The 23,458-nt window shown below is 43.8% G+C and carries 16 protein-coding genes, 1 tRNA gene and 2 pseudogenes; 13 read left to right on the top strand and 6 right to left on the bottom strand.

From position 1 onward, the window contains the following. Positions 1–253 precede the first annotated feature (253 nt). The 4 genes from mutL to ACZ5A8_RS19450 form a co-directional block, all read right to left on the bottom strand. Positions 254–2,392, bottom strand: a complete 2,139-nt coding sequence (mutL, locus tag ACZ5A8_RS19465) for a DNA mismatch repair endonuclease MutL (RefSeq protein ID WP_464534216.1) — start codon at positions 2,390–2,392, stop codon at positions 254–256. Positions 2,393–2,644: 252 nt separating this feature from the next. Further along, positions 2,645–5,353 (bottom strand): DNA mismatch repair protein MutS, encoded by a 2,709-nt coding sequence (gene mutS / locus ACZ5A8_RS19460; RefSeq protein ID WP_464531011.1) that lies wholly within the window; start codon positions 5,351–5,353, stop codon positions 2,645–2,647. A 720-nt stretch (positions 5,354–6,073) separates the two neighbouring features. Further along, positions 6,074–7,228: an acyltransferase family protein gene (locus tag ACZ5A8_RS19455; protein ID WP_464531010.1), complete on the bottom strand. Its 1,155-nt coding sequence runs from the start codon at positions 7,226–7,228 to the stop codon at positions 6,074–6,076. Between the two features lie 182 nt (positions 7,229–7,410). Next, positions 7,411–7,563 carry a hypothetical protein gene (locus tag ACZ5A8_RS19450; protein WP_464531008.1) on the bottom strand — a complete coding sequence of 51 codons (153 nt, stop codon included), beginning with the start codon at positions 7,561–7,563 and terminating at the stop codon, positions 7,411–7,413. Between the two features lie 255 nt (positions 7,564–7,818). Between ACZ5A8_RS19450 and ACZ5A8_RS19445 the strand changes: the two genes are divergently transcribed. Beyond that, positions 7,819–9,873, top strand: coding sequence for an MASE3 domain-containing protein (locus ACZ5A8_RS19445; protein ID WP_464531006.1), 2,055 nt, complete (start codon positions 7,819–7,821; stop codon positions 9,871–9,873). 229 nt (positions 9,874–10,102) lie between these two features. Here ACZ5A8_RS19445 and ACZ5A8_RS19440 read toward each other — a convergent pair. Together ACZ5A8_RS19440 and ACZ5A8_RS19435 are read right to left on the bottom strand one after the other, a co-directional pair. Then, a tRNA-Pro gene (locus ACZ5A8_RS19440) sits at positions 10,103–10,180 on the bottom strand. Positions 10,181–10,362: 182 nt separating this feature from the next. Next, positions 10,363–10,896 (bottom strand): CDP-alcohol phosphatidyltransferase family protein, encoded by a 534-nt coding sequence (locus ACZ5A8_RS19435; protein WP_464534214.1) that lies wholly within the window; start codon positions 10,894–10,896, stop codon positions 10,363–10,365. Positions 10,897–11,236: 340 nt separating this feature from the next. On the opposite strand from ACZ5A8_RS19435, the gene ACZ5A8_RS19430 reads away from it, so the two are divergent. The 12 genes and pseudogenes from ACZ5A8_RS19430 (at position 11,237) to lysS (ending at position 23,448) form a co-directional block, all read left to right on the top strand. After that, a complete protein-coding gene (locus ACZ5A8_RS19430) occupies positions 11,237–12,385 on the top strand; it encodes a (Fe-S)-binding protein (protein ID WP_464531005.1) in 1,149 nt (382 codons plus the stop codon). Between the two features lie 906 nt (positions 12,386–13,291). Beyond that, entirely contained in the window at positions 13,292–13,936 is a 645-nt protein-coding gene (gene mtbC, locus ACZ5A8_RS19425) for a dimethylamine corrinoid protein MtbC (RefSeq protein ID WP_229390953.1), read from the top strand. Positions 13,937–13,962: 26 nt separating this feature from the next. Next, a pseudogene (gene mttB, locus ACZ5A8_RS19420) lies at positions 13,963–15,450 on the top strand ([trimethylamine--corrinoid protein] Co-methyltransferase). Positions 15,451–15,478: 28 nt separating this feature from the next. Then, positions 15,479–16,129: a methyltransferase cognate corrinoid protein gene (locus tag ACZ5A8_RS19415; RefSeq protein WP_464531004.1), complete on the top strand. Its 651-nt coding sequence runs from the start codon at positions 15,479–15,481 to the stop codon at positions 16,127–16,129. 509 nt (positions 16,130–16,638) lie between these two features. After that, complete coding sequence (locus tag ACZ5A8_RS19410) at positions 16,639–17,700, top strand: DMT family transporter (protein WP_322222305.1); 1,062 nt, start codon at positions 16,639–16,641, stop codon at positions 17,698–17,700. 1 nt (position 17,701) lies between these two features. Continuing rightward, positions 17,702–17,998 carry a hypothetical protein gene (locus ACZ5A8_RS19405; RefSeq protein WP_229390824.1) on the top strand — a complete coding sequence of 99 codons (297 nt, stop codon included), beginning with the start codon at positions 17,702–17,704 and terminating at the stop codon, positions 17,996–17,998. 17 nt (positions 17,999–18,015) lie between these two features. After that, positions 18,016–18,165, top strand: a complete 150-nt coding sequence (locus ACZ5A8_RS19400) for a hypothetical protein (RefSeq protein WP_229390823.1) — start codon at positions 18,016–18,018, stop codon at positions 18,163–18,165. Between the two features lie 61 nt (positions 18,166–18,226). Continuing rightward, positions 18,227–19,630: pseudogene (gene mtbB / locus ACZ5A8_RS19395) on the top strand ([dimethylamine--corrinoid protein] Co-methyltransferase). A gap of 1 nt (position 19,631) precedes the next feature. Continuing rightward, a complete protein-coding gene (locus ACZ5A8_RS19390; protein WP_464531002.1) occupies positions 19,632–19,814 on the top strand; it encodes a hypothetical protein in 183 nt (60 codons plus the stop codon). Between the two features lie 434 nt (positions 19,815–20,248). Continuing rightward, the gene (locus tag ACZ5A8_RS19385) at positions 20,249–20,413 is read left to right on the top strand and encodes a hypothetical protein (protein WP_464531000.1); all 165 of its coding nucleotides are present in this window, start codon (positions 20,249–20,251) and stop codon (positions 20,411–20,413) included. Between the two features lie 270 nt (positions 20,414–20,683). Then, positions 20,684–20,896 carry a PepSY domain-containing protein gene (locus ACZ5A8_RS19380; protein WP_464530999.1) on the top strand — a complete coding sequence of 71 codons (213 nt, stop codon included), beginning with the start codon at positions 20,684–20,686 and terminating at the stop codon, positions 20,894–20,896. 938 nt (positions 20,897–21,834) lie between these two features. Continuing rightward, entirely contained in the window at positions 21,835–23,448 is a 1,614-nt protein-coding gene (gene lysS / locus ACZ5A8_RS19375; RefSeq protein WP_464530998.1) for a lysine--tRNA ligase, read from the top strand. Positions 23,449–23,458 lie beyond the last annotated feature (10 nt).

Below are 23,458 nucleotides of genomic sequence, written 5' to 3'. Positions count from 1 at the left end.
TGTGGAATGATGCCTCTTAGATGTCAGTACTCGCCTGACACCTACTCTACATTTCAGTTATATTATATAAAACTATAGGAAACTAAAGGTGGATTTCTAATGGAAACCCTTTTTATTCCTTACTGAATAATAAATAGGTATTTTTTCTATTTATTCTCTTGACAGATCGCGGTTTTCATGAGGATTTCCACTGTCTTGAACAGCCTTTTTTTCCGGATTTTTTTCAGAATTTTCTTTTTTTAGTGAACACTGTTTACTGAGTCCTTGCAAACATGCGGTCCAGTTCGCCTTTCGTAAAGGTTATAATCGTTGGCCTTCCGTGCGGACAGGAGTAAGGGTTTTCAGCTGCTTTGAGCTGTTCTATCAGCTCTTCCATCTGCCTTGCGTTACAGGCTGCCCCTCCTTTGATTGCTGCCCTGCAGGCAAGGGTCTTGCTTACCTTTTCCGAGATCCCTGTATCTTTTTTGACCTTTCCTTCAGCAAGCAGGTCAGATATCACATCATGGATTACACTCGTATCCTCGAGCCGTCCGAAAACCTCGGGGACAAAGGTAACGACATAGGTGTTGTCCCCAAATTCCGAGATTCCGAAGCCGTACTCTTCCAGGCAGGGGATATATTCCTCCATAAGCACCTTTTCTTTGGGGGTAAGTTCTATCATTACAGGGGTAATCAATTCCTGCACCCTGGATTTTTTAGTTTTGAGAACCTGCTCGTAAAGAACACGCTCATGGGCTGCATGCTGGTCGATAATTATAAGGTCTTCTCCTTTTTCGGCAAGGATATACATTCTGGAAACCTGACCTATAATCCGCAAGTCTTCGAGAAGGTCAGTATTTGCTTTTTGCTTCGGCTTCTGGATTTGTGTTTCCTCTATGTTTATTCTTTCACTTGCCTTCTCAACTGTCTTTTTGCTTAGCAGCTCTCCTTCTCTCTTTTCCTCTTTCTCTCCCGCCTTTCTCTCTTCACTCTCTCCTGTCTTCTTCTCTTCACGTTCTCCTTTCTTCTCTTCTCTCTTTTTACTGTCCTGCCCTTTTTCCTGCAGGGTTTCCGGGGCTTCCACCGTTCCTGACTTTTCTTTAAAATCCAGGAGGCGCTCGGATTTCTTTAGCCTTCTCTCAGTATCCTTTATCGGGTAAGTGTAAGTTTCGGACTTATCTCTCAGGAATCTGACCCCGCTTTCCTGAACCCTCACTTCCGCTGGAACCTCTGCTTCGTTTCCAGTTTCTTTTCCGACTTCTTTTCCGGCTACTTTCCCAATTCCCTCTGCCACTCCCTTCTCAGGCAGTGCTCCCGGGATATCCGATACCTGAATTTTTCCTGATGATCCGGGTTCCTCAAAGGTTTTCTGAAACCTTTTTCCCTCTTTTTCCCTTATCTCGGGGGCAAGTCCGTGTTCCGAGAGAACCTTCTCAACTGCATGAACGACTGCATCCCCGACCTCCTTTTCCCGGCTGAAGCGGACTTCGGCTTTGCGGGGGTGTACATTTACATCCACTTCTCCCGGATCGAGGGCAAGAGCAAGAACTGCAACGGGATAGCGGCCCTTAGGCATTTTTGTGTAATACCCTTCCCGGATGGCTTTATTGATAGTGTTTGAAGTTACAGGACGGGTATTTACGAAAAGGAAGAGCTGGTCACTATCTCCTCTATTCAGTTCAGGTTTAGAGACATAGCCCAGGATCTGAAAATCTTCTGTCCGGTACTCAAGAGGAAGCATTGAACGCGCAGTATCAGGCCCGAGCAGGTTTACCATACTGTTAAATAGGTCATTTGAGCCCGTGTTTCTGAGAACTGGCTTTCCTTCGTTGAGCAGGGTAAAAGAAATTCCCGGATTTGCCAGAGCCAGTCTCATAATGGTGTCAGTGATATGGGCAAGTTCGGTACGGTCGGTTTTCAGGTACTTGCGCCTTGCAGGTGTGTTATAGAATAGTTCTTTTACATGCACTGATGTTCCCGGAGCCGTGCCTGCATCCGATGTCTCCTCTACTTTTCCTCCGTGAATTACAATTTTCGTGCCTGCAATTTCTTCCGGAGGGCGGGTAAGGATTTCTACCTTTGCAATAGCAGTTATGGAAGCAAGAGCTTCTCCCCTGAAGCCCATCGTAGAGATCGTATCCAGATCTTCTATCCGTGTAAGTTTGCTGGTTGCGTGTTTTTTATACGCAAGGAGAGCATCAGCTCTGCTCATTCCACTGCCGTTGTCGCGGATAAGGATCGAATGTTTTCCTCCTTTTTCAATTTCGATGCGGATTTCCGTTGCTCCGGCATCTATTGAGTTGTCCACAAGTTCCTTTACCACGGACGCAGGACGTTCTATTACTTCCCCGGCTGCGATCTTATTTATCGTGTCCCTGTCAAGGATCCGGATTTTATTTACCTGCTTTTCCATTTTCTCTTCCAGCTCTTCTTGCAGCTCTTCCAGTTCTTCTAGCTCTTCTTCCAACTTTTCTTCAGATTGCTTCTTCATCTTCTTTTCCAGTTCTTCTAGCTCTTCTTCCAACTTTTCTTCAGATCGCTTCTTCATCTGCTTTTCCAGCTTTTCTTCAACTAGCTCTTTCATCTGCCCTTCCATCTTCCTTTCTATCTGCTTTTTTACCCGACTTCCCGTCTCTTCTTCTATCCGTTTTTCTATCTGTTGCCTTTAACCAAGCAGCTTTTTCAGCTCATGGAGCTTGTTCATGGCTTCTATTGGCGTCATCTCGTCCACATCTATTTTTTTAAGGGCTACTTCCACAGGGCTCAACCCTTTTGCCCTCTCCGAATTCCCACTGCCATTCCCGGGATCGAAAAGCATCATCTGGGTGTAGCGTGCACTTACTTTGCTTTTCCTTTTTTTTCCGTTTTCGCTGTCTTCTGCTTCCTCAAGCACGTTTTCCCTTTCCAGTTCCTTGAGGATCTCGTTTGCCCTTTCTATAACCTTTTCCGGAACTCCTGCAAGCCTTGCAACCTGGATCCCGTAACTCCTGTCGGTTGCTCCCGGCACTATTTTCCGCAGGAAAATTAACTCGTGACCTTCTTCTTTTACTGCAATATGATAATTTTTTACCCTTTTTAATTTCTCTTCAAGGGCTGTGAGCTGGTGGTAATGAGTTGCAAAAAGAGCCCTTACACCGACCTTTCCCCTGTTATGCAGAAACTCAACAACAGCTTTTGCAATGCTGTATCCGTCATAAGTGCTGGTCCCCCTGCCGATTTCGTCGAGCAGTACAAGGCTTTTCGGACTTGCATTGTTCAGGATATTTGCAAGTTCTACCATCTCGACCATAAAAGTGCTCTGTCCGCTTGCAAGGTCATCAAAAGCCCCTATCCTTGTAAAGACCTGGTCAATAACGCCTATGGAGGCATAGGATGCCGGGACAAAGGAGCCTGCCTGAGCCATAATTGCAATGAGGGCAGTCTGGCGCATATAGGTGGACTTTCCTGCCATGTTCGGGCCTGTTACCAGTAAAAATTGGTCTTCCTTGCAGTCCATTTCAGTATCGTTTGGAACAAAGCCTCCTGATACAGTACTTTCAACTACCGGATGCCTTCCGTCCCTGACAAGGATGATGCAATCCTCCGTGAGCTGCGGACGTGTATAGTTGTTATTTTCTGCAACCTCGGCAAGGTCTGCCAGGACATCTAGGGTTCCTATTCTTTCTGCTGTTTCCTGGAGTTCCCTTGAATGCTCTGAAAGGGCCTGTGTAATTTCAGTGAAGATTTCATATTCCAGAGCCACAGCTTTATCATTTGCTGTCAGGATCAGGCTTTCTTTTTCTTTAAGTTCCGGCGTAAAGAAGCGCTCGGCATTTGTCATGGTCTGCTTTCTTATGTAATCTTCAGGCACCTGGCTGCTGTTTGCATTGGTAATCTCGATATAATATCCAAAGACCTTATTGTATCCGACTTTAAGGGACTTGATCCCGCTTCTCTCTTTTTCTTTTTGCTGAAAAGCCGCAATCCACTGCTTGCTGTTGCTTGCAATATCGCGGAGCTCGTCAAGTTCTGCACTGTATCCGGGCTTTATCATTCCCCCTTCCCGGACAGTTAAAGGAGGCTCTTCAACAATTGCCTTTTCAATTATTTCAGCCAGGTTTTCAAGTTCCGAAAAAGTTGCAAGTCCTTCCGCAATCTCTTTTAAAATCTCTGCCCCGGCCTTTTCCAGAAGACAGTCCCGAATAGAGGGTATGGCATCAAGGGATTTTTTCAGGGCTATGAGGTCCCTTGCATTTGCGTTTCCGTAAACTATCCTGCCTACCAGGCGTTCGATGTCCCTCACGTCTGAGAGCCAGTCCCGTATATCGTAGCGGAGCAGAGGTGTTTCTGCCAGCTCTTCTACTGCATTCAACCTCAGGTTGATTTTTTCTACGGAGAGGAGCGGTTTTAGGAGCCATTTTTTCAGGATCCGGCTCCCCATAGGTGTCCGTGTACAGTTCAGGGTCCTGTAAAGGGAATTTTGATCTCCTTCATCCCTCACGTTTTTCACGATTTCAAGGTTGCGCAGGGTAACAGAATCGAGAACCATAAATTCGGTGTTTGAGTAAGTCCTGAGGGTATTGATATGGTCAAGGTCTCTCATCTGGGTAGTCTTTGCATACTCAAGGGCAGTCCAGGCAGAGTAAACTGCAAACTCCAGTTTTTCGCAGCCCATACCCTCGAGAGTTGCGACTCCGAAATGGGATTTCAGTTTTTCCCCGGCTTCCTCGGTTCCGAAAATCTCAGGAGCAAATTCCTGCACAATTGTCTGGTCCTTTAATCTGTCCACCAGTTGCGAATTTCCATACAGGGACGGGGGCAGGATGCATTCTGCAGGGTGCATACGGGCAAGTTCGCTAAGGAGCTTTTCAAAGTTTTCAGAGTCCGTAAACTGGGTTGTTAGGAACTCTCCTGTCGAGATATCCAGGAAGGAAAGCCCGAACTCCATTTCCTTTTCCTTTTCCCCACTTTTTCCGGTCTTTCCTGTTTCCTTTCCTGCAACTGCCATAAGGTAATTGTTTGAGGCATCCGAAAACATGGATGAGTCTATTGCTGTTCCCGGGGTTACCACCCTGACAACTCCCCGTTTCACAACCCCTTTTGCCTGCTTCGGGTCTTCGAGTTGTTCGCAGATGGCTACCTTGTACCCCTTATTTATTAGCCTGGGCAGGTATGTGTCAATAGCATGGTAGGGAATTCCTGCAAGTGGCATTCTTTCCCCTGATTTGTCCTTTCCCCTGGCTGTCAGGGTAATTCCGAGTTCTTTTGCAATGGTTTTTGCGTCTTCTCCAAAGGATTCGTAAAAATCTCCCATCCGGAAGAAGATCAGGGTGTCAGGGTATGCCTGTTTGGCTTCGTAGTACTGGCGCATTGCAGGTGTCATCATTTCAGTCATTTTTTAACTCACTTTAAGCCTTAACTTTTTAATATCTGAATCTGGGTCGGGAGAGTGTGAATAAACGGCTTGTTGTTTCAACTGGCCAGTGATATTTCTTTCCGCGTGTCAGTTGTATATCAGTTTTAGTATCATTTTGCACAATTTGAATATCATTTTGTATACAGTTTGAATATCAGTCTGAATATCAGTCTGTATACTGTTTGAATATCCGTTTAAAATACTATGTCTTTATCTTGATTCATGCTTCTTATATATAATTTAATAATTCGGCATTGTAAGCCTTATCAAAGGAGGGAATTGCCTGAGTCGGGAAAAGTTAGTTGAAGTCTGTCCTGTCTGCGGGAATTCGGATATATACTATGAAGTTGGCGGGTACGCAGGCGCGGTCTACCACTGTAAAGAATGTGGGTATGTTGGAGCTTTTGTTATTGAAGCCAATGAAGAAATGATTGAGAAAATCAAGGAAAAATATAAGCGTGAAAGAGAGAAAGAAGAGCAATAAAGTTAATTGTATTTTGTATTTTATATATGCTTTAATTCTTTAAATTACTTTTGGGAACCTGTCTTATTTTTCCACAATTTTAGATCATCTGCTGCAGAAGTTTTACTATCTCCTACGTTGGAGGACTACCCGAATATTCACTTTTACCCGCCGTGTTTTCACATGATATCCGGGTATTTAATCTGCTATTTTTCTTTGATCAGATATCAGCCTTATTAATTTACGGTTCTTCTGAAGCGAGCTTTAAAACCTTCAAGTTTCGCAGAAGTTCTCTTTTTTCCAAGCAGGAAGGGAAAATAATTGTTGGTAAGGAAAATCACAGGTACCAGGAGCAGGAGGTTCAGCACCGTTAAGCTCAGAGCAAAAGCGGTATTGTAATAGAAATACTCAATCTCGACCCCGAAACTGAGAACTGCCAGTTTTGTCAGGATATCCTTGATAGGAAAGTGAAACGCAAGCACAATCAGGCTGTTTCTCCCGTAATATTCCAGGATCTTTGAACTTCCGATTTTTTTGAAAAGGTAAACAAAGGCAAAAGTCCCCGAGAAAGCAAAGAAGTAATACGAGAAGAAACCCCTATATTTCAGCACGTTCATATTGACCTTATCCAATGCAGGAAACTCCAGGAGGTAAACTAAATAAAGCAGGTTCAAAAGGATAAATACTCCAGGGAAAAATCTCTCAGCTCTGGCGAACCCTTCCCTGAACCTCGAACCCGGCTCCATAACCGAATCTACCTCCGGATTGAAACCTGATCCTGACTCTTTTTCCGGCTCTGTAAATTTTCTAAATAGATTTCCAGCTCCGTAAAATACCACCGCAGAGAGAGCCACATCAGCATTCCAGGGCAGCCTGAAAGGTATATATACCGAATAAAGATACCCGATCACTCCGGCTGCAGTAAGCCAGAATACAAGCTTACCCGATTTCCCGTAGTAGTTCTTCGCAAGTCCGTAAAAGAGAAGTTCTGTTACGAAAAGGCAGGTCAGGAACCAGAGAGGCGGATTATAGGAGACAAGGGGTCCTAATGCATACAGGATGGAATAAATGCCATAAAGAGCAGTAGCTTCGAAAAACTCGATATTTGTGACCCCTGGCTGAAATCCCGTATCCAGCAAAAAGTAGAACAGGCAGGTAAGCACTGCAAAAGCAAAGTAAGGCACGATAAGAGACCTGAACCTCCCTCTAACAAAATCTGCAGCTGATCCTGCATATTTCCCAAAGTCAAATAGAAATCCGGAAATGAAAAAGAAGAGTGGCATATGAAATGAAAATATGTAAGTGTCAAGCTCTACCGGCAAGCTGTGGTGTGCAAACACTACAAGAATAATCCCAATACCTTTTAAAGCGTCAATCCAGTGAAGCCTCATATTAACCCCAAATGTAAACAGTGTTTACATTATAAAATAGGTTTGGTACCTGCCTTCAGTTAATGTTATTTTTGGACGTTATCCGAACTTGTGCGCTGATTTCTTGCTTTCCAGTTTCTCCGTCAACAGCCGGATATTTAACCCTCTGTTCTCCTGAATAAAGATCTGAATCTGGCAATTGTTTATGCATGTTCTTCTTTAGCTTCCGTATATTCTCCGTCGTTGTGTTTGCTGGTCATAAATTGCCTGTATCCTGTTTCATTCTTATGTTCTGTTTTGGAAAGGCCGCCTGCTTCGTAGTCGTTGAGAGCCCGAAGACTAAAAAGCGAATTCAAAAATGTGACCCCAACTTTAAGTTATAAACTCAAAAAATGAAAGAGGCTGAAAAATGGAATTACGCAACAAAACAGACGTTTGCAAAATATGTAAAACACCTGATATTTCATGGTTAATCGATCTATTTTCCTGAGTAACCTGCTTGGCATCTTCGTGTCATTCCTGTAAACAGGAATTCTGAAATTCTTAATAGCAGACTGAGTATTTTGTAAATTATTATATGAGAAAGGACACATAGAAGAATACTACCATAATTGGGTTGTGTAAAAATAGAAGAAACAGGAAAAACAAGATATGGATTAGACTTAAACGATCTAATAGTCGGGGCAGTTATTACATTTTCACTTTACATAATTAGTCTTGAAAACCATCTTCTTTCTCATACACTTGCGGAGTTATTCAATGTTCTAATCGCATATATTGTCTTTCTTGTAATATGGAAATCAAAAAATTCTCTATTAAATAGATATTTGCTTTTAATAGGGACCTCCTATCTTTTTATAGGAAGCTTTGACCTCTTGCATACTCTATCATTCGAAGAATTCGGGCTATTCCCTGGATTTGATTCAAATCTCCCTATTCAATTCTGGATAATTGGAAGGTACATAGAAGGCTTTTCTTTTCTAATAGCCTCATTGTTCCTGGTTCAGGGTAGAAAAAATGAAAAGAATAGCTCAATACCCTTTGATAGTTATCGATTTGCCAGGAGAACATTCTTTATATATGCTCTAATTGCCGCATATCTTCTTACCTCAGTTCTGCACTTTAAAAATTTTCCCGCTTCTCATATCGAAGGTTCAGGTCCTACTTCTTTTAAATTAATAAGCGAGCAAGTTGTAACTTTAATCTTCATTCTCTCACTGGTTATTCTATATGCAAAAAGAGAAAGGTTCGACAAAGGCGTTTTCATTTTAATTGCAGTATCCATATTCCTGGCAATTCTCGAAGGACTGCCTTTTATGGTTTATAGTCATATGGATATTTTTCCAAGTTCTATGGGCCACCTGTTTAAAGTTCTGTCCTATTACTTTATTTATAGAGCAATTGTAGTGACCGGTTTTGAAGAGCCTTACAGCATTCTTTTCAGGGAACTTAAACAAAAAGAAAAAGCTTTAACAGAAGAAACAACTTTCCTTACGAGTGAACAGATGCTCATCTATACTATTCTTGGAGTAAATAAAAGCACTTTTAAAAAAAAGATTGTAATAGAAGATTTACAGAGAGAAAATGAAGAGTATCAGTCGCTTATAACACATTTTAGTGGAAGACTGTTTCAACTGGATAAAAACCTTTCACCAATTTTTACAGAGGGATCACAGGATATTACGGGTTATAACAGGGAGGACTTTCTTTCGGGAAATGTGAAATGGGAGGAGCTTATCGAACCTGAGGACTTTCCATATGTCTCTAAAAAGACGGCTGATTTCCTATCCGGTCGCAAATCGTCTATGGAGCTGGAATATCGTATAAGGAAGAAAGATGGAGAGGTAAGATGGGTAAGGGTGACAATTCCGAAAATTAACGAAAACTCCAGTAAAAGGGAAAAATTCCAGGGTTTGATTTATGATATTACTGAGCGCAAAATGATTGAAGAATCCGTGAAAAAGCATGAAGAGGCCCGGATAAAAGAGATTCATCATAGAATAAAAAATAATCTGCAGGTAATTTCATCCCTGCTTGACCTTCAGGCAGGAACATTCTCTGACCTCAAAGTATGTGACACCTCGAAAGTTATCGAAGCTTTCAGGGAAAGCCAGAACCGTGTAATTTCTATGGCTCTCATTCATGAAGAACTATACAAATCCAAAGATATGGCTACTTTAGATTTTGGCGCTTACCTCCAGAAACTAACTGCAGACATTGTCAATTCGTATACTGTGGACCAAGATAATATAAACCTGAAATTGAGCACCGAGCAGGTTTACTTTGGTGTGGATACCGCAATACCTTTGGGCATCATTGTAAACGAATTAATATCAAATTCTTTGAAACATGCCTTTCAGCCAGGACAGGAAGGAGAAATTCGCATAAGTCTCTACGAAAATGAAAACTACGACATAATGCACGAAAGTCCTGCAGAAACCGTAACAAGAAAAAGCGAAAGTAAAAAGCAGTTTAAGTACACTTTGATAGTAGCTGATAATGGTCCTGGAATTCCGAAAGAAATAGATCTCGAAAATACGGATTCTCTCGGGCTTCAACTTATAGATGTTCTTGTAAGCCAGATAGAAGGCTATCTGGAGCTTAAAAAAGAGAACGGGGCTGAATTCAAAATTAGCTTCAACAGCATACTAAGTTCAAATCCTTGATTCAGCTTCAAATATAATTTCACTTAAATATAATTGCTCTTTTTTTCCGTTTTTCAAACATTTATGCTGATACAAAAAGCTGACTATGAAGTACAATAAGAGGTGGATTCTGAAAAATGAAATTGCATAATAGGATAATAATTGCATAAAAGGAAAGGTAATTGTAAAATCTGGAGTAAAATATGTAATGGTGTCTAGAACAGAATATCTAAAATAGCGGAATGGAGTTTGGTGGGGCCGTTGAGATTCGAACTCAAGTCGCAAGACCCCCAGTCTTGCAGGATGGACCAAGCTACCCTACGGCCCCGCAGAGCAGATTATATTTCTTCGATGACAAAGGATTTTACCTTACTTGCCATCAACCAACTATTGTAATTAAACATGTAGTATAAATGAGTATCGGTAGAGAATAGCCAGCATTTTACTCTTGCTGTTTTTCCAATTATTAACCTGTGTTTTTTACACGAGCTCTTTCAGGGATTTTTCAGCTTATGGTTTCTGGATACCGGGTTCCAACGGCTTGCTCAATATGCTTTTTGCCCGCAGGACTCTCTGGATCATGGTGATGTGCGAGAATATCGCTATCATAAGAAGCGCCCAACCAAGAAATCCTGAAAGGGCGCCGAAAGCCAGGATGAGCATCCTTTCCGTGCGTTCGGCAATTCCGACAGACAGCTTCCTGCAGCCTGCGGATTCGGCACGGGCGCGAGTGTAGCTTACCAGAAAAGAACCTATGAGGGCATAACCTGACCAGAGCCATCCGTCAATTCCCATGATCTGGGGAAGTATAAGCCTCCCGTTTATCGCTCCTGCCATTATTCCGAGAAACATGAGCCCGTCTGAATAACGGTCGCATACCGAGTCAAGAACGCCTCCGAAAGGAGTGATCCTGCCTTTTGCTCTTGCGACTCCCCCGTCAAGGATGTCAAAAACTCCGCTGAAGAGGATCAGGAGCCCTCCTTCAAAAGGTTTTCCCAGGGCAAATGCAGCTCCGGCAGCTACGCTTACTGCAAAACCCAGCAGGGTAAGGGTGTTTGGAGAGAGTGGTATTGTACGGGCTAGAGGAATTACAATTTCTCTTGCACTGTTTTTTAAGTCGTCAAATATTTCAATCCCTTCCTTTTATCTGGCTATTGTTACTGCGCCTTTGGATATTAGTCTTATCTTCTTTTGAAAGATCTCTCGACTCCGGGTTCTAAGTTCAATTCCGGGGCTCTGAGTTCTATTGAGAGGTTCCTTTATGTTTTTCCAGGGCGGCTTTCAGGATTTAATGGTCTGCAGGGATGGAATTCTCCAGAAAGAGGTTTTAAGGATCGCTATAAGAATAAAGTCTCATGAGTTTAAAATGATATGGAGTTAAAATATGAATATAGTGGAAGAACACAGGGAAAAATGCACGCAATGCAGGCAGTGCTTTGAAGTCTGCCCTCGGTATGATGACTTCAGTTTGCTTGACCGACTTTACAGGTATCTGGACGGATCTTCAAATATCGATCCCGAATCTCTGCTGCGCTGCCTTACCTGTGGGCTCTGTGTTTCTGCCTGCCCTGAAGAACTGGGAATCAAGCCACTGATCTCTCCTGCCCGGCAGAAATGGGTAAGTGAAAATGGCCTTACGGACAGGCAGACTATAGTGGATCCTGAGGCTGAAAATAATATCTTCAAAAAAATTGCAGAAATGGATGAAATACCCGAACACAGGAGTGGTCCGGGCTCTGTTGTGTATTTCCCTGGTTGCGCAGGCACCTATATTAACAAATGCATGGCACAGGCTTCAGTTGCTCTTCTAGAAAAGGCAGGGATCAATTACACTGTCCTTAGCGGGCTTGAGTACTGCTGCGGGGCAGTATCTGCAGGCACAGGAGATTCGGGCCCTATCCGCAGGCACGGGCAGCAAAATATCGATGAGGTCAGGAGAAGAGGGGCGAAAATCCTTATCACTGCCTGTCCGGGATGTTTCAGGGCTTTTAAGGATATCTACCCCAGGATGTTTGGGGAACTGGACTTTGAGGTGCTGCAGGTCTCGCAGTACCTAGCACGTCTTTTAAAGGAGGGCAAACTTATTCCGGAAACTACTCTCAAACACAGAGCTTTTTACCATGATCCCTGTCACCTTACCAGGGGCATGGGGGTCTACAGGGAAGCAAGAAACGTTCTCGAGAATATCCCGGGCACTGAGCTTTCAAATAAAACCCCTGAAAATTCAGCCTGCTGCGGTTTTGGTGGAGGGGTAAGGGTAAATTATTCTTCCGAGTCCCTGTCAGTGGCTTCGGACCGCTACCGAGTTGCCGAGAAACTAGGGTGTGACGTGATCATAACTAACTGCGGGGGTTGCATGCAGAACCTTATCGAAGCCGGAAAGGATGGGAAAACAAAGGTCTTTGACCTTGCTGAATACCTTGCCCTTGCTTGCGGTGTAAAAATACGACGGGAAGATCAGAAAATGTCCGAGTTTGTAAATAGGGCTTACAGCTTATGTATTTCGGATTATAAAGAACCGGACTTTTCATAAGTCCTCTTTACTCTTTTCTTTCAAATTTTCCTCTTATTTTATACACCTGGGTTTCAAGTCATTATTTCTTCCATTCATTATTTCGTCTGTCTTCTACTTTTTATTGGTAAAGTATTCCTTTCTGGCATACCAGAGTTTTAGATCGTTCTTTTCTCCTATAGGCACGAATTGTAATCAAAATCTGGCTCAGTAAAATTTCTATTATATATTATTTTCTCTTTCTTCCTGTTCCCTTACCTCAATTGTGTTCAGACTCCGGGAAATAAAAAAACAATATTCAAAAAAAGAAATAATTAATCGCCAATCTAACATATTGTTTGAATTTCTTGTAGAAAACAATCTCAGTAGCCTTAATTTTTATCTTGTACATCGAAGAACGAAAATTATATTATGTTTGTAGTTTCTCTAATCTCTTACAATGATTTCCTTCATTTTCCTTCTTTCATATACCTTTAAAAGGCCATCTTTAATGTTTGATATTTATATTTTTCGTTTATTCTCTTAAATTCTTTCCCAAATACTCCTTTCAAAAAGTTAAAACCAAAAATTATATATAGAACCCTTGGTTTTGAGTTCTCTTTTTTAACAAAATATTTATACCAGTAAAGAGAAGTTTAATCTGGAGACATCTGTGAAGATGAGTTAAACAGACGGGATTTAAAATGGCACCAAAAATACTCCCTCTGCTAAAATACTCATGAACCCCAATCATGACAATCATGAATCCTTCATGATTTTGTAGTTTCGCTTGTGGTAATCCTGGTTTCCCACCCATGGTAATCATGAGTTACTTCTCGTGCATCTCATGACTCATATAGCGTGAGCTTGCAGTCCAAATGATCATGGTTATTCGTGATAGTTTTGGTCGAGAGGTCTCCATAGTTTAAAAACTAACACGGAGGATGCATTATTAGCAAAGAAGAATTGCTTCAGGAACTTGCAGGCGCTGTTATCACCTGTAAAAAGGATGCGGTACTCGCTGCCGTCGAAAAGGCAAAAGGAGAACTGGATCCCTCCGAAATAATTGAAAACGGACTTGCAGCAGGCATGAACCAGGTTGGGGTCCTCTTTGAAAGAGGCAAACTTTTCTTACCCCATGTGATGATGGCTGCCGATGCAATGACTGCCGGAGTTGCAGCCCTTAAGGATCTTATGCCTGAAAGCTCTGCCAGCTCAAAGATGGGCGTCATTGTGAACGGTACCGTAGAAGGCGATGTCCATGACATTGGCAAATCTATTGTGTCCACAATGCTCCAGTCTGCCGGTTTTGAAGTGCATGACATCGGCCGTGATGTCCCGATCAAGAACTTTGTCCAGAAGGCAAAAGAAGTCAATGCTAACATGATCGGACTTTCTGCCCTTATGACCACAACTCTTCCAGGTCAGAGAGGAGTTATTGAACTCCTCAAAGAAGAAGGTATGAGAGAAAAAGTAAAGGTCATGATCGGAGGCGCACCCGCAACCCAGGCATGGGCTGACAAGATCGGCGCAGATTGCTATGCAGAAAACGCAAGTGAAGCCGTTGCAAAGGCAAAAGAACTGCTCGTCTAAATTATTCTTATTCGGAGGTTACAAAAATGGCAAAATGTAATGCAGTTGCAGGATTTAACGCACTTAACGGTGTGGAATTAAATCTTTTTACTACTGACGAACTCAAAGCGATTCACTACGCCACAATGGAAGTTCTGATGGACCCCGGTATCCAGGTCTCTGACCCCGAGGCAAGGCAGATCTTCAAGGAAAATGGCTGTGAAGTAAACGAACAGACCAATATTGTAAAAATCCCTGAATATCTTGTAAGAAGAGCTCTTCAGCTCGCCCCCTCCAGGTTTGTCCTCTGGGGCCGCGACAAGAAGCACAATACCGTCCAGGAAGCCGGCGGTAAAGTGCACTGGACCTGTTTCGGTACTGGCGTTAAGATGTGCAAGTACGAAGACGGCAAATACGTAACTGTTGACTCCGTGGAACAGGATATTGCAGACATTGCAAAGCTCTGTGACTGGGCAGAAAATATCGACTACTTCTCTCTCCCGGTCTCTGCAAGAGATATTGCAGGTCAGGGTGCCCAGGATGTTCACGAGACCTTCACCTCTATCACCAACACTTCAAAACACTTCCACCACATTGACCCTGTCGGCGAAAATGTCGAATACTACCGGGACATCGTAAATGCCTATTACGGCGGCAATGAAGAAGAAGCAAGGAAAAAGCCAATCTTCTCCATGCTGGTCTGCCCGACAAGCCCCCTTGAGCTCAGCGTTAACGCATGCCAGGTCATTATCAAAGGCGCACGTTTCGGAATGCCTGTAAACGTCCTGAGTATGGCAATGTCAGGTGGTTCTTCTCCTGTATACCTTGCAGGAACCCTTGTTACCCACAACGCCGAAGTACTCTCAGGTATCACTCTCGCTCAGCTTACAGTACCCGGAACCAAAGTATGGTACGGAAGTTCCACTACCACCTTCGACCTGAAGAAGGGTACTGCTCCCGTTGGATCTCCCGAACTCGGTCTGATTAGCGCATCCGTCGCAAAGCTCGCCCAGTTCTATGGCCTCCCCGCATTCGTGGCAGGCACCTAGTCTGATGCAAAGGTCCCGGACAGCCAGGCTGGACACGAGAAGACTCTTACCTGCCTCCTTCCCGCCCTCGCAGGGGCAAACACCCTCTACGGCGCCGGGATGCTTGAGCTTGGTATGACTTTCTCCATGGAACAGCTCGTTATTGACAACGACATCATCAAGATGACCAAAAAAGTCCTTCAGGGAGTCCCTGTAAATGAGGAAACCCTTGCAGTCGAGTCTATCCAGAAAGTAGGCATCGGAAACAACTTCCTTGCACTCAAACAGACCAGGATGCTTGTGAACTATCCGTCTGACCCAATGCTCATAGACAGGCGCATGTTCGGGGACTGGGCAGCAGCCGGATCAAAGGACCTCGCAGCCGCTGCACATGACAAAGTAGTAGATGTTCTCAAGAACCATGTAGTCAAACCGGTTGATGCAGACACCCTCAAGAACATGAAGGCCGTCGTTGACAGAGCTGACAAAGCTTTCAGAGGCGAGTAATTATATCAGGATATCAGGAGATCTAAAAATGGCAAGCAAAGAAGACATTATTGCAAGAGCAAAAGACGCAATTACAGATTTTGATGATGAACTCGCAGCAGAAGTTGCAGAGGAAGCCCTTGTCGCAGGAATCGACCCCGTAGAGCTCATTGAAAAGGGCTTTACCGCAGGCATGCAGGAAGTAGGAGAGCAGTTCGAACAGGGAACCCTTTTCCTTCCTCACGTGCTCGCAGCCGCAGAAGCAATGAATGCAGGCATGGAAGTCATCAAGCCGGAAATGGAAAGGCGCAAATCCCAGACCAAGAGCCTCGGAACAGTTGTCATCGGGACCATCGAAGGTGACATCCACTCCATCGGAAAGGATATTGTTGCTTCCATGCTCAATATTGCAGGTTTCAAAGTAGTGGACCTCGGAAGAGACGTCCCAATAAAGACATTTGTCGAGAAGGCAAAGGAACTCAAACCACAGATAGTCGCATCCTCCGCCCTTATGACCACAACCATGGTCAACCAGATCCAGATCGAGGAACAGCTGAAAGAAGCAGGTATCCGCGGACAGATCAAGACCATGGTCGGAGGCGCACCCGTTACTCAGGACTGGGCTGACAAGATCGGCGCAGATCTCTATGGGGAAAGTGCCACTGATGTCGTCAGCAAGGTAAAAGCAGCCTTACTTTAAAAGGCTCAATAAGCAGAAATGCAAAAGATCAAATCTTTTGCATTTTCTGTCCATTTTATTTTGTACAGTTTTGCGAAACCGATAGCTGAGGATATAGGCAAAAAACTCTGCAAATCCGGTCATAACTCACGGGAATAAGCAATTATGAAAAGGCTGTGCAGTGAGCCTGTTAATTATTATATCAGGTAGATATGCTGATCTGCGGCAACAAACTGACGATTTTAAAGCTATTAACAATTGTTTAAAATGAAAGCTTAAAGCAATTGTCAAAATGCCTGAAAACTGCAGTTAAAACGGATAAAAAACGGAATAAAAAATGGCAAGCAAATACTGTAGTTAAATTTATATGCAGTAAGCCAGAGAGTATAGTTCCTAAATTAAATATTACAGTAAGTATAATTCCCTGAGATATAATATGCCCGTAAAGGGTTCGCAAACTGTGCTTTCAGGCTGTGGAATAGGGCTGAGACGGACTCCTGCCCTGAGGGAATTCTACAGCACTTTGAAAAATGGAGGGATTTTCCGTGGATTTAAAAGCCTTAAAAAAACAGGAAAATAAACGAAAGATCAGTAAAGGGTACATGTGGGCCTTTTTCTGTGCTTTATTCTGGGGTGTCTGGTATTTGCCAGGGACCGTTGTGTGGGTTCTTAACCCGTTCGATGAAATGTACAGTGCTATTGCCGCAACAAATGGGGACGGTGTATCCCTGGTTGTAACTGCTGTGCTGATTACTGCTTTCAATGCGCTTGCCGTTATGGTCGCTCTTATGCTCTGGAACGGAGTGCTTGGTAAATACGGGGAACTTGGCCGAACTCTCAAGGAATTCCACCCGTGTTCCAAATGGTTCTTCCTTGCCTCTATTTTCGGCGGTCCTCTGGCAATCCTCGGTTCTTTTATTGCCATGGGATTTATAGGTGGAGCATTTGCAGCTGTTGCCGGACTTCTTTACCCTGTCGTGGGCTCGATTCTTGCCTACTACTGGTATGGAGAAAAGATTTCAAAGAGGGCAGCAATCGGTATCGGGGTTATTGTCCTCGGAGGTATTTCTATCTACGGTGGCGGACTTCTTACAGAACTTTCGTCGGGCAACGTTCAGTGGATCGGATACCTCGGAGGTTTGATGGCCGCTGCTGGCTGGGGCATTGAAGGCGCTATCGCAGGCAAAGGGCTTGATATTGCAGAGCCTGATGCAGGATTGACTCTACGTTTCCTCGGAGAAAATGTCATCTGGTGGATCATTATTGTGCCTATCCTGGCACTTATTGGGTTCCCTATGTATTCCTTTGCATTCCAGGCTTTTGAACCTCTAACTCTGCTGGTCCTGGTCTTTGCAGGTATAACATTTGGTTTCTGTTATGTTACCTGGTACAAATCTTTCCCACTTATCGGGGTTGGAAGAGGTCAGGGTATAGGAAACCTTTACGGGTTCTGCGCGGTCATATTTATTTTCCTCTTCTTCGGGGATGTTCCGCAGTGGACTATTCTTGTCGGCGGCACGCTCTGTATTGCTGGCAGCTTCATTATGTTCACTGAAGATGCAAGTGAACTCGAAACTCTAAGAGGCGAATAAGATGAGTGGAAACCGACCTATTAAGTTCAGGATCCTGGAACTTTTGCTGGATGGAAAGGAACACTGGAACTATGAGATTGTCTCAAAGATCCAGGAAGAATACAATATGAAGAGTGCATATGGCAGGGACAGCATCAACTTCGATATTATTGAACTGGCATCCGGAGGGATGCTAAAAGATGTCGAGCAGAAAGTCGATGAGGCAGGGGTCTACAAAAAAGATTTCCTACTGCACAAATATATGATCACCGATTTTGGAAAAGCCCGTGGCTCTGACGCCTGCCTGAGGTATGTGTAATCAACGGAGGATAAAAAATGACACAAACAGCAGCAGCTCTTGAAGCTTACAACGCTTACTGGGCAAATTCCTTCATACCCGCCGGGCATGTCATGTGGATGGTCCTGATTCTGGTTCTGGCAGTAATTGCTCTATGGCAGGCAAGGACTTTCGTATCTAAGTTCTGAACCCCAACAGAATATAGCTATTCCAGATCTAATACTAATAAACAACATAAATGGTGAAGAAATGGCAACTGAATATGCTTTGAGAATGGGAGACGGGAAACGTATCTTCCTTACGAAAGAAAAGATCATTGAGGAACTTGAGGCAGGTGTGGCAAATGCCGCCGACCTTGGTGAGATCTCCGGTCTGAGTGCCGATGAAGTCGACAAGCTTGCAGAAATCCTTATGATGCCCGGAAAGGCAGTCAGTGTGGAACACGGCATGGAAGTGCCTGTAACTCACGATATCGGGACTCTGAGGCTTGACGGCGACCAGGGTAACAGTGGTGTAGGTATTCCCTCAAGCCGGCTTGTCGGCTGCATGATGCACGAGAGGGCTTTTGGTGCCGACACCATGGAACTCGGGCATATTGACTACAGCTACAAACCTGTAAAACCCGTGGTCTCAAACGAATGCCAGGCAATGGAAGTCTGCCAGCAGAACATGGTTATCCCTCTCTTCTACGGTGCAATGCCTAACATGGGGCTTTATTATACTCCTGACGGGCCTTTCGAAAACCCCGGTGACTTGATGAAGGCTTTCAAAATTCAGGAAGCCTGGGACTCCATGGAACATGCAGCCGAGCACCTTACAAGGGACACTGTCTGGGTTATGCAGAAGCTCTTTGCCTCGGGTGCGGATGGTATTAACTTTGACACAACAGCTGCAGCAGGCGACGCTGACATGTACGGGACCCTGCACGCAATCGAAGCTCTCAGGAAGGAATTCCCTGACATGTACATCGAAGCCGGTATGGCTGGAGAAATGGTGCTTGGGATGCACGGGAACCTGCAGTATGACGGCGTGACCCTTGCAGGGCTCTGGCCACACCAGCAGGCTCCACTTGTTGCAAAAGCAGGCGCAAATGTCTTTGGGCCTGTATGCAACACAAACACCAGCAAGACTTCTCCATGGAACCTGGCACGGGCAGTAACTTTCATGAAGGCAGCGGTTGAAGCCTCCACTATCCCCTGTCACGTTGATATGGGTATGGGTGTAGGCGGAATTCCGATGCTTGAGACTCCTCCAATCGATGCCGTTACAAGGGCAAGCAAGGCAATGGTCGAGATTGCCGGCGTAGACGGCATATAGGTCGGGGTCGGCGACCCTCTGGGTATGCCGATCTCCCACATAATGGCTTCAGGTATGACAGGTATGAGAGCAGCCGGAGACCTTGTAGCAAGGATGGAATTCTCAAAGAACATGAGGATAAAAGAAGCAAAAGAGTATGTGGCAAAGAAGCTCAGTGTTGACACAATGGATCTCTCAGATGAGCACGTTATGCGCGAACTCCGTGAAGAGCTCGATATTGGCGTGATCACCTCAGTCCCGGGTGCCGCAAAGGGCATTGCTGCAAAAATGAATATCGAGAAGGTTCTTGATGTCAAGATAAACTCCTGTAATCTTTTCAGAAGACAGATTGCTTAAGATGGACTGGTTCAGGCTCTGGCCTGTACCTTCGTCCATGAAATGGAAAAACGGCAGGAAGCAAAAAACGGGAACAGCCCTCGAAAATGCTTCCATATCTCCGGAAAACCGCTCTGGAAATTTCCTTCCCGATCCGTATTCCGGGGATGAATCTCTGCCGTTCTTTCCATTTTCTTTTTATTGAATGTCTTATTGGATTCTTTTCGCTTGTTTCTTTTGATCTCTGGTGACTTACTCCTGCCTGCTTCCTTCTGAAGCGAGGAAAGGGCTCCTGGTTCATGCCTTTTTCTTTTGAAAACAGGTCTTCATGTTCACATACTGCTTTCGACAGGTATCAGATAACAATTGATTTTTGATCTTGAAGTACAAATTTTGATTTAAATAGTAACACTTATGTTTCTAAAATTAAAAACTACTCTTTCTACGAAAACAAAATTATATCTCGAAGTATTTTAGTGAAAAAACACTATTTACGATATTAATGGTCAGTGTATTAGCAATAAGTGCTGCTGGTTGTGCGGCTACAGACGATACGACCCCGGCACTGCTGATGAAGTAATATTCCCTATAGTTTCTATAAACTCCTATATATATGAAAATATTAACAGTACGGGTAGTATGACTGCAGACAGCGCAAAGGAAATCGCTCCTGTTCATGCCGGACTTGCAGAAGCTAATGTCACTTTTTTCACGGTAAAACCTGACGCAGATGATGGCAGACCGGAGTATGAAATCGAGTTTTATGGTGTAACACTGAATATGATTACATTGGTCATCGGTTAAGGAAAAATCGTTATCACTTGCATTGATTTTCATAAAATTTGTTAAATTATTCATCAAATGCAAAACTGGAATCTGATATCGATTTCAATTTAAACACTAAACATTTGGGTTTGAGTTTTTCCGTCGAAATCGAGATCCGCAGCTCAAAATCCTTAACCGAATACAAATGAATATGATTATGATATTGATGCATCTACGGGAGAATTTTAAGCTACGACTATGATGCGGAAAACTATGCGGCATTCCAGTACACAGTCAGGTGATAACAATATGTATACTGGTCAAGAAAAGGCAAAATCCACAGCACTTGCAAAAGTTTATGGAGCAACTGAATCCAACGTTCGTCTTTATCTGGATTATGAAGATGGAATAGCAGTATATGAAGGGTCTATCATTTTTGACAATATGGAATATGAATTTGAAATTGATGCGGCTACTGGAACAATTGTTAGTTGGAATGCCGAATCCGTTTTTGATGATTGATTCTCAGGGGAAAAATATAACTTTTAATTGTAAATAAAGGATCTGGCAGGACGATTCATGCGCATAAACGGTTAATTGGGGCATTATGGGAGATTTACGCCTGTATATGTTCTTTTCTTTGAAAAAATGCTGTTTTTAGCCTTAAGTGCTGTTTTTTAGCCTTATTTTTTACAGGAACGGTTATCTTTCTGCATTAATGGTAAAATAGGTTTACACTGCTTAACTGAGAGTTAAAAAAGAAAGCACCACGATTTGATTGGTTTCAACAGAGTTTTTTTATAAAACTGTACTGAAGCCCGGGTTTTAGAAACTGCTATTTCAACGGATTATTATATTTCAAACCCATTTTATTTTTTTGCAGTCATTCTTCTTTGTTTTTCCAATTTGCAGTTTTTCTTTCAGGTCTGAACAGTTTTCATTTCGGATTTCCGTTTTAGTTGTTTTTAGTCTGGTTGTTCTGTAATTATCTTTTTTTTAAGGACGTAATCGACTAAATGCGATAAATTTATATATTTATACGTGCTTTTATTTATTGGTAAATCAAATTTACTTGATTTGCCTTGTAAAGCGCCATTTTAAATCTCCGTAATTCTGTAGACTCCTGAAACAATTTGCCTTTGAACCTCCATTACTTTTTTTCCTTTTTTTGTCTCCCTGAGTTGATTCTCTCTTCCTTTTTTCCCTGTTTCATCCTTTCCTTCTTTAATTTACCAGTCTCTACCTTTTTTCTGTTTTTCTGTCTTTCATTCTCTTTGGTTCCCTGTGTCTTGAAATGGAAAGAAATCAAGTACTTTCAGGGTTTTCATTGCCAGCCCAAAGTTTATCCGTTGATACGATAATTATGCAGGAAATCCAAACCTGTAGATATGCATGAAAAGATCCTGATTTCTTGTCTTCATACCTGATTCTACGGTTTATCTTATATTTTGGTGAGAACCATGGCTGATACAATTCACTGGGCAGACGTCATAGCCGAAGACGCGTTAAATAAGAGTGGCAAGCACCTTGTTGCCACTGGAATCACTCCCTCCGGACACATCCATATAGGCAATATGAGGGAGGTAGTGACTGCTGATGCTGCTTATCGTGCTCTCCTTGACAGGGGAGCAGATGCCCGTTTTATCTACATTGCCGATAATTATGACCCGCTGCGTAAGGTTTATCCTTTCCTTCCAGAAAGTTATGCCGAGCATGTGGGAAAACCCATTTCCGAGGTTCCCTGCCCATGCGGGGAATGTGCAAATTACGCTGAGCATTTCCTGAAGCCTTTCCTTGAAGCACTCAGACGCCTTGGCATCAACCCCGAGGTCTACAGGGCGGCCGAAATGTACAGGGCAGGAATGTATACCGGAGCGATAAAGTCCGCCCTTGTGAAAAGGGACGAAATTGCAAAAATCCTTGAAGAGGTTTCTGGAAAAACAGTCGCAGAAGAATGGAGCCCTTTTAACCCCCGCTGTAACGAGTGCGGGAAAATAACGACCACAAAAGTCACAGGGTTTGATCTGGAAGCCGAAACTGTGGACTACGTCTGTGCCTGCGGGCACTCAGGGACGGTGCCGATGACAGGAGGGGGAAAGCTTACCTGGAGAGTGGACTGGCCTGCCCGCTGGGCTGTTCTCGGGGTAACTGTTGAGCCTTTTGGAAAAGACCACGCCTCAAGAGGCGGCTCCTATGATACAGGAAAGAGAATAGTAAGGGAAATCTACGGACACGAACCTCCCTATCCTATAGTCTACGAGTGGATAATGCTTGGAAAGCAAGGGGCTATGTCTTCTTCTACGGGAGTGGTTGTCTCGATTTCTGATATGCTTGAGGTGGTGCCTCCCGAAGTCCTCCGTTACCTGATTATCCGTACAAAACCTGAAAAACATATCCAGTTCGACCCCGGGCAGCCTCTCCTTACAATGGTGGACGAATACGAGCGGCTCAGAGAGAAGTTCCGGGAAAATGACCCCTCCCTTGGAGACTTTGAAAAGAAGATTTACGAACTCTCCAGGGCAACTGGCATCTGCCATCCGGAAATTCCTTTCAAGCAGATGGTAACAATCTACCAGGTTGCCAGGGGGGATTTCGAGCAGGTGCTGAAGATCGTAAAACGTTCAGGCTTTTCAATTGAAGATGAAAAGTGTATCAGGGAACTTGTAGATAATGTCTCCAGATGGCTTGAACTCTATGCTCCGCCTTTTGCCAGGTTCAGTGTAAAAGAGAGAGTGTCTGTGCAGGCAGCTACCCTTTCGGAACTCCAGAAAGCCTTCCTTGGGGCTTTTGCAGACCTTATTGAAGCGAGAGGAGAGATCAGCGGAGAGGAATACCATATGCTGGTATATTCCGCAAAAGATGAAGGTTCTGAACTGAACGGGCTGATCACGGAAAAGTTAAATGAACCGGTCCCACAGGTAGACCCTAAAGACCTTTTCAAAGCGATCTATACCTCAATTCTCGGGCAGAGCTCGGGCCCAAAAGCAGGCTGGTTCTTATCTTCTTTTGAGAAGGACTTCCTTATAACCCGGTTCAGAGAAGCTTCAACATACATCCCTGAAAAACGCTCGTGAACTACCCCTC

The organism is Methanosarcina subterranea (assembly GCF_055385895.1).
This window is presented reverse-complemented; position numbering and strand designations above follow the sequence as displayed.

Bases quoted from the DNA above. Each gene is read 5' to 3' on its own strand.
- ACZ5A8_RS19390 (WP_464531002.1), top strand. From the start codon at position 19,632: ATGGACTGGTTCAGGCTCTGGCCTGTACCTTCGTCCATGAAATGGAAA.
- ACZ5A8_RS19400 (WP_229390823.1), top strand. From the start codon at position 18,016: ATGACACAAACAGCAGCAGCTCTTGAAGCTTACAACGCTTACTGGGCA.
- ACZ5A8_RS19385 (WP_464531000.1), top strand. From the start codon at position 20,249: ATGACTGCAGACAGCGCAAAGGAAATCGCTCCTGTTCATGCCGGACTT.
- ACZ5A8_RS19405 (WP_229390824.1), top strand. From the start codon at position 17,702: ATGAGTGGAAACCGACCTATTAAGTTCAGGATCCTGGAACTTTTGCTG.
- ACZ5A8_RS19380 (WP_464530999.1), top strand. From the start codon at position 20,684: ATGTATACTGGTCAAGAAAAGGCAAAATCCACAGCACTTGCAAAAGTT.
- lysS (WP_464530998.1), top strand. From the start codon at position 21,835: ATGGCTGATACAATTCACTGGGCAGACGTCATAGCCGAAGACGCGTTA.
- ACZ5A8_RS19415 (WP_464531004.1), top strand. From the start codon at position 15,479: ATGGCAAGCAAAGAAGACATTATTGCAAGAGCAAAAGACGCAATTACA.
- ACZ5A8_RS19455 (WP_464531010.1), bottom strand. From the start codon at position 7,228: ATGAGGCTTCACTGGATTGACGCTTTAAAAGGTATTGGGATTATTCTT.
- ACZ5A8_RS19410 (WP_322222305.1), top strand. From the start codon at position 16,639: ATGGAGGGATTTTCCGTGGATTTAAAAGCCTTAAAAAAACAGGAAAAT.
- mutS (WP_464531011.1), bottom strand. From the start codon at position 5,353: ATGACTGAAATGATGACACCTGCAATGCGCCAGTACTACGAAGCCAAA.
- ACZ5A8_RS19430 (WP_464531005.1), top strand. From the start codon at position 11,237: ATGAATATAGTGGAAGAACACAGGGAAAAATGCACGCAATGCAGGCAG.
- mutL (WP_464534216.1), bottom strand. From the start codon at position 2,392: ATGGAAAAGCAGGTAAATAAAATCCGGATCCTTGACAGGGACACGATA.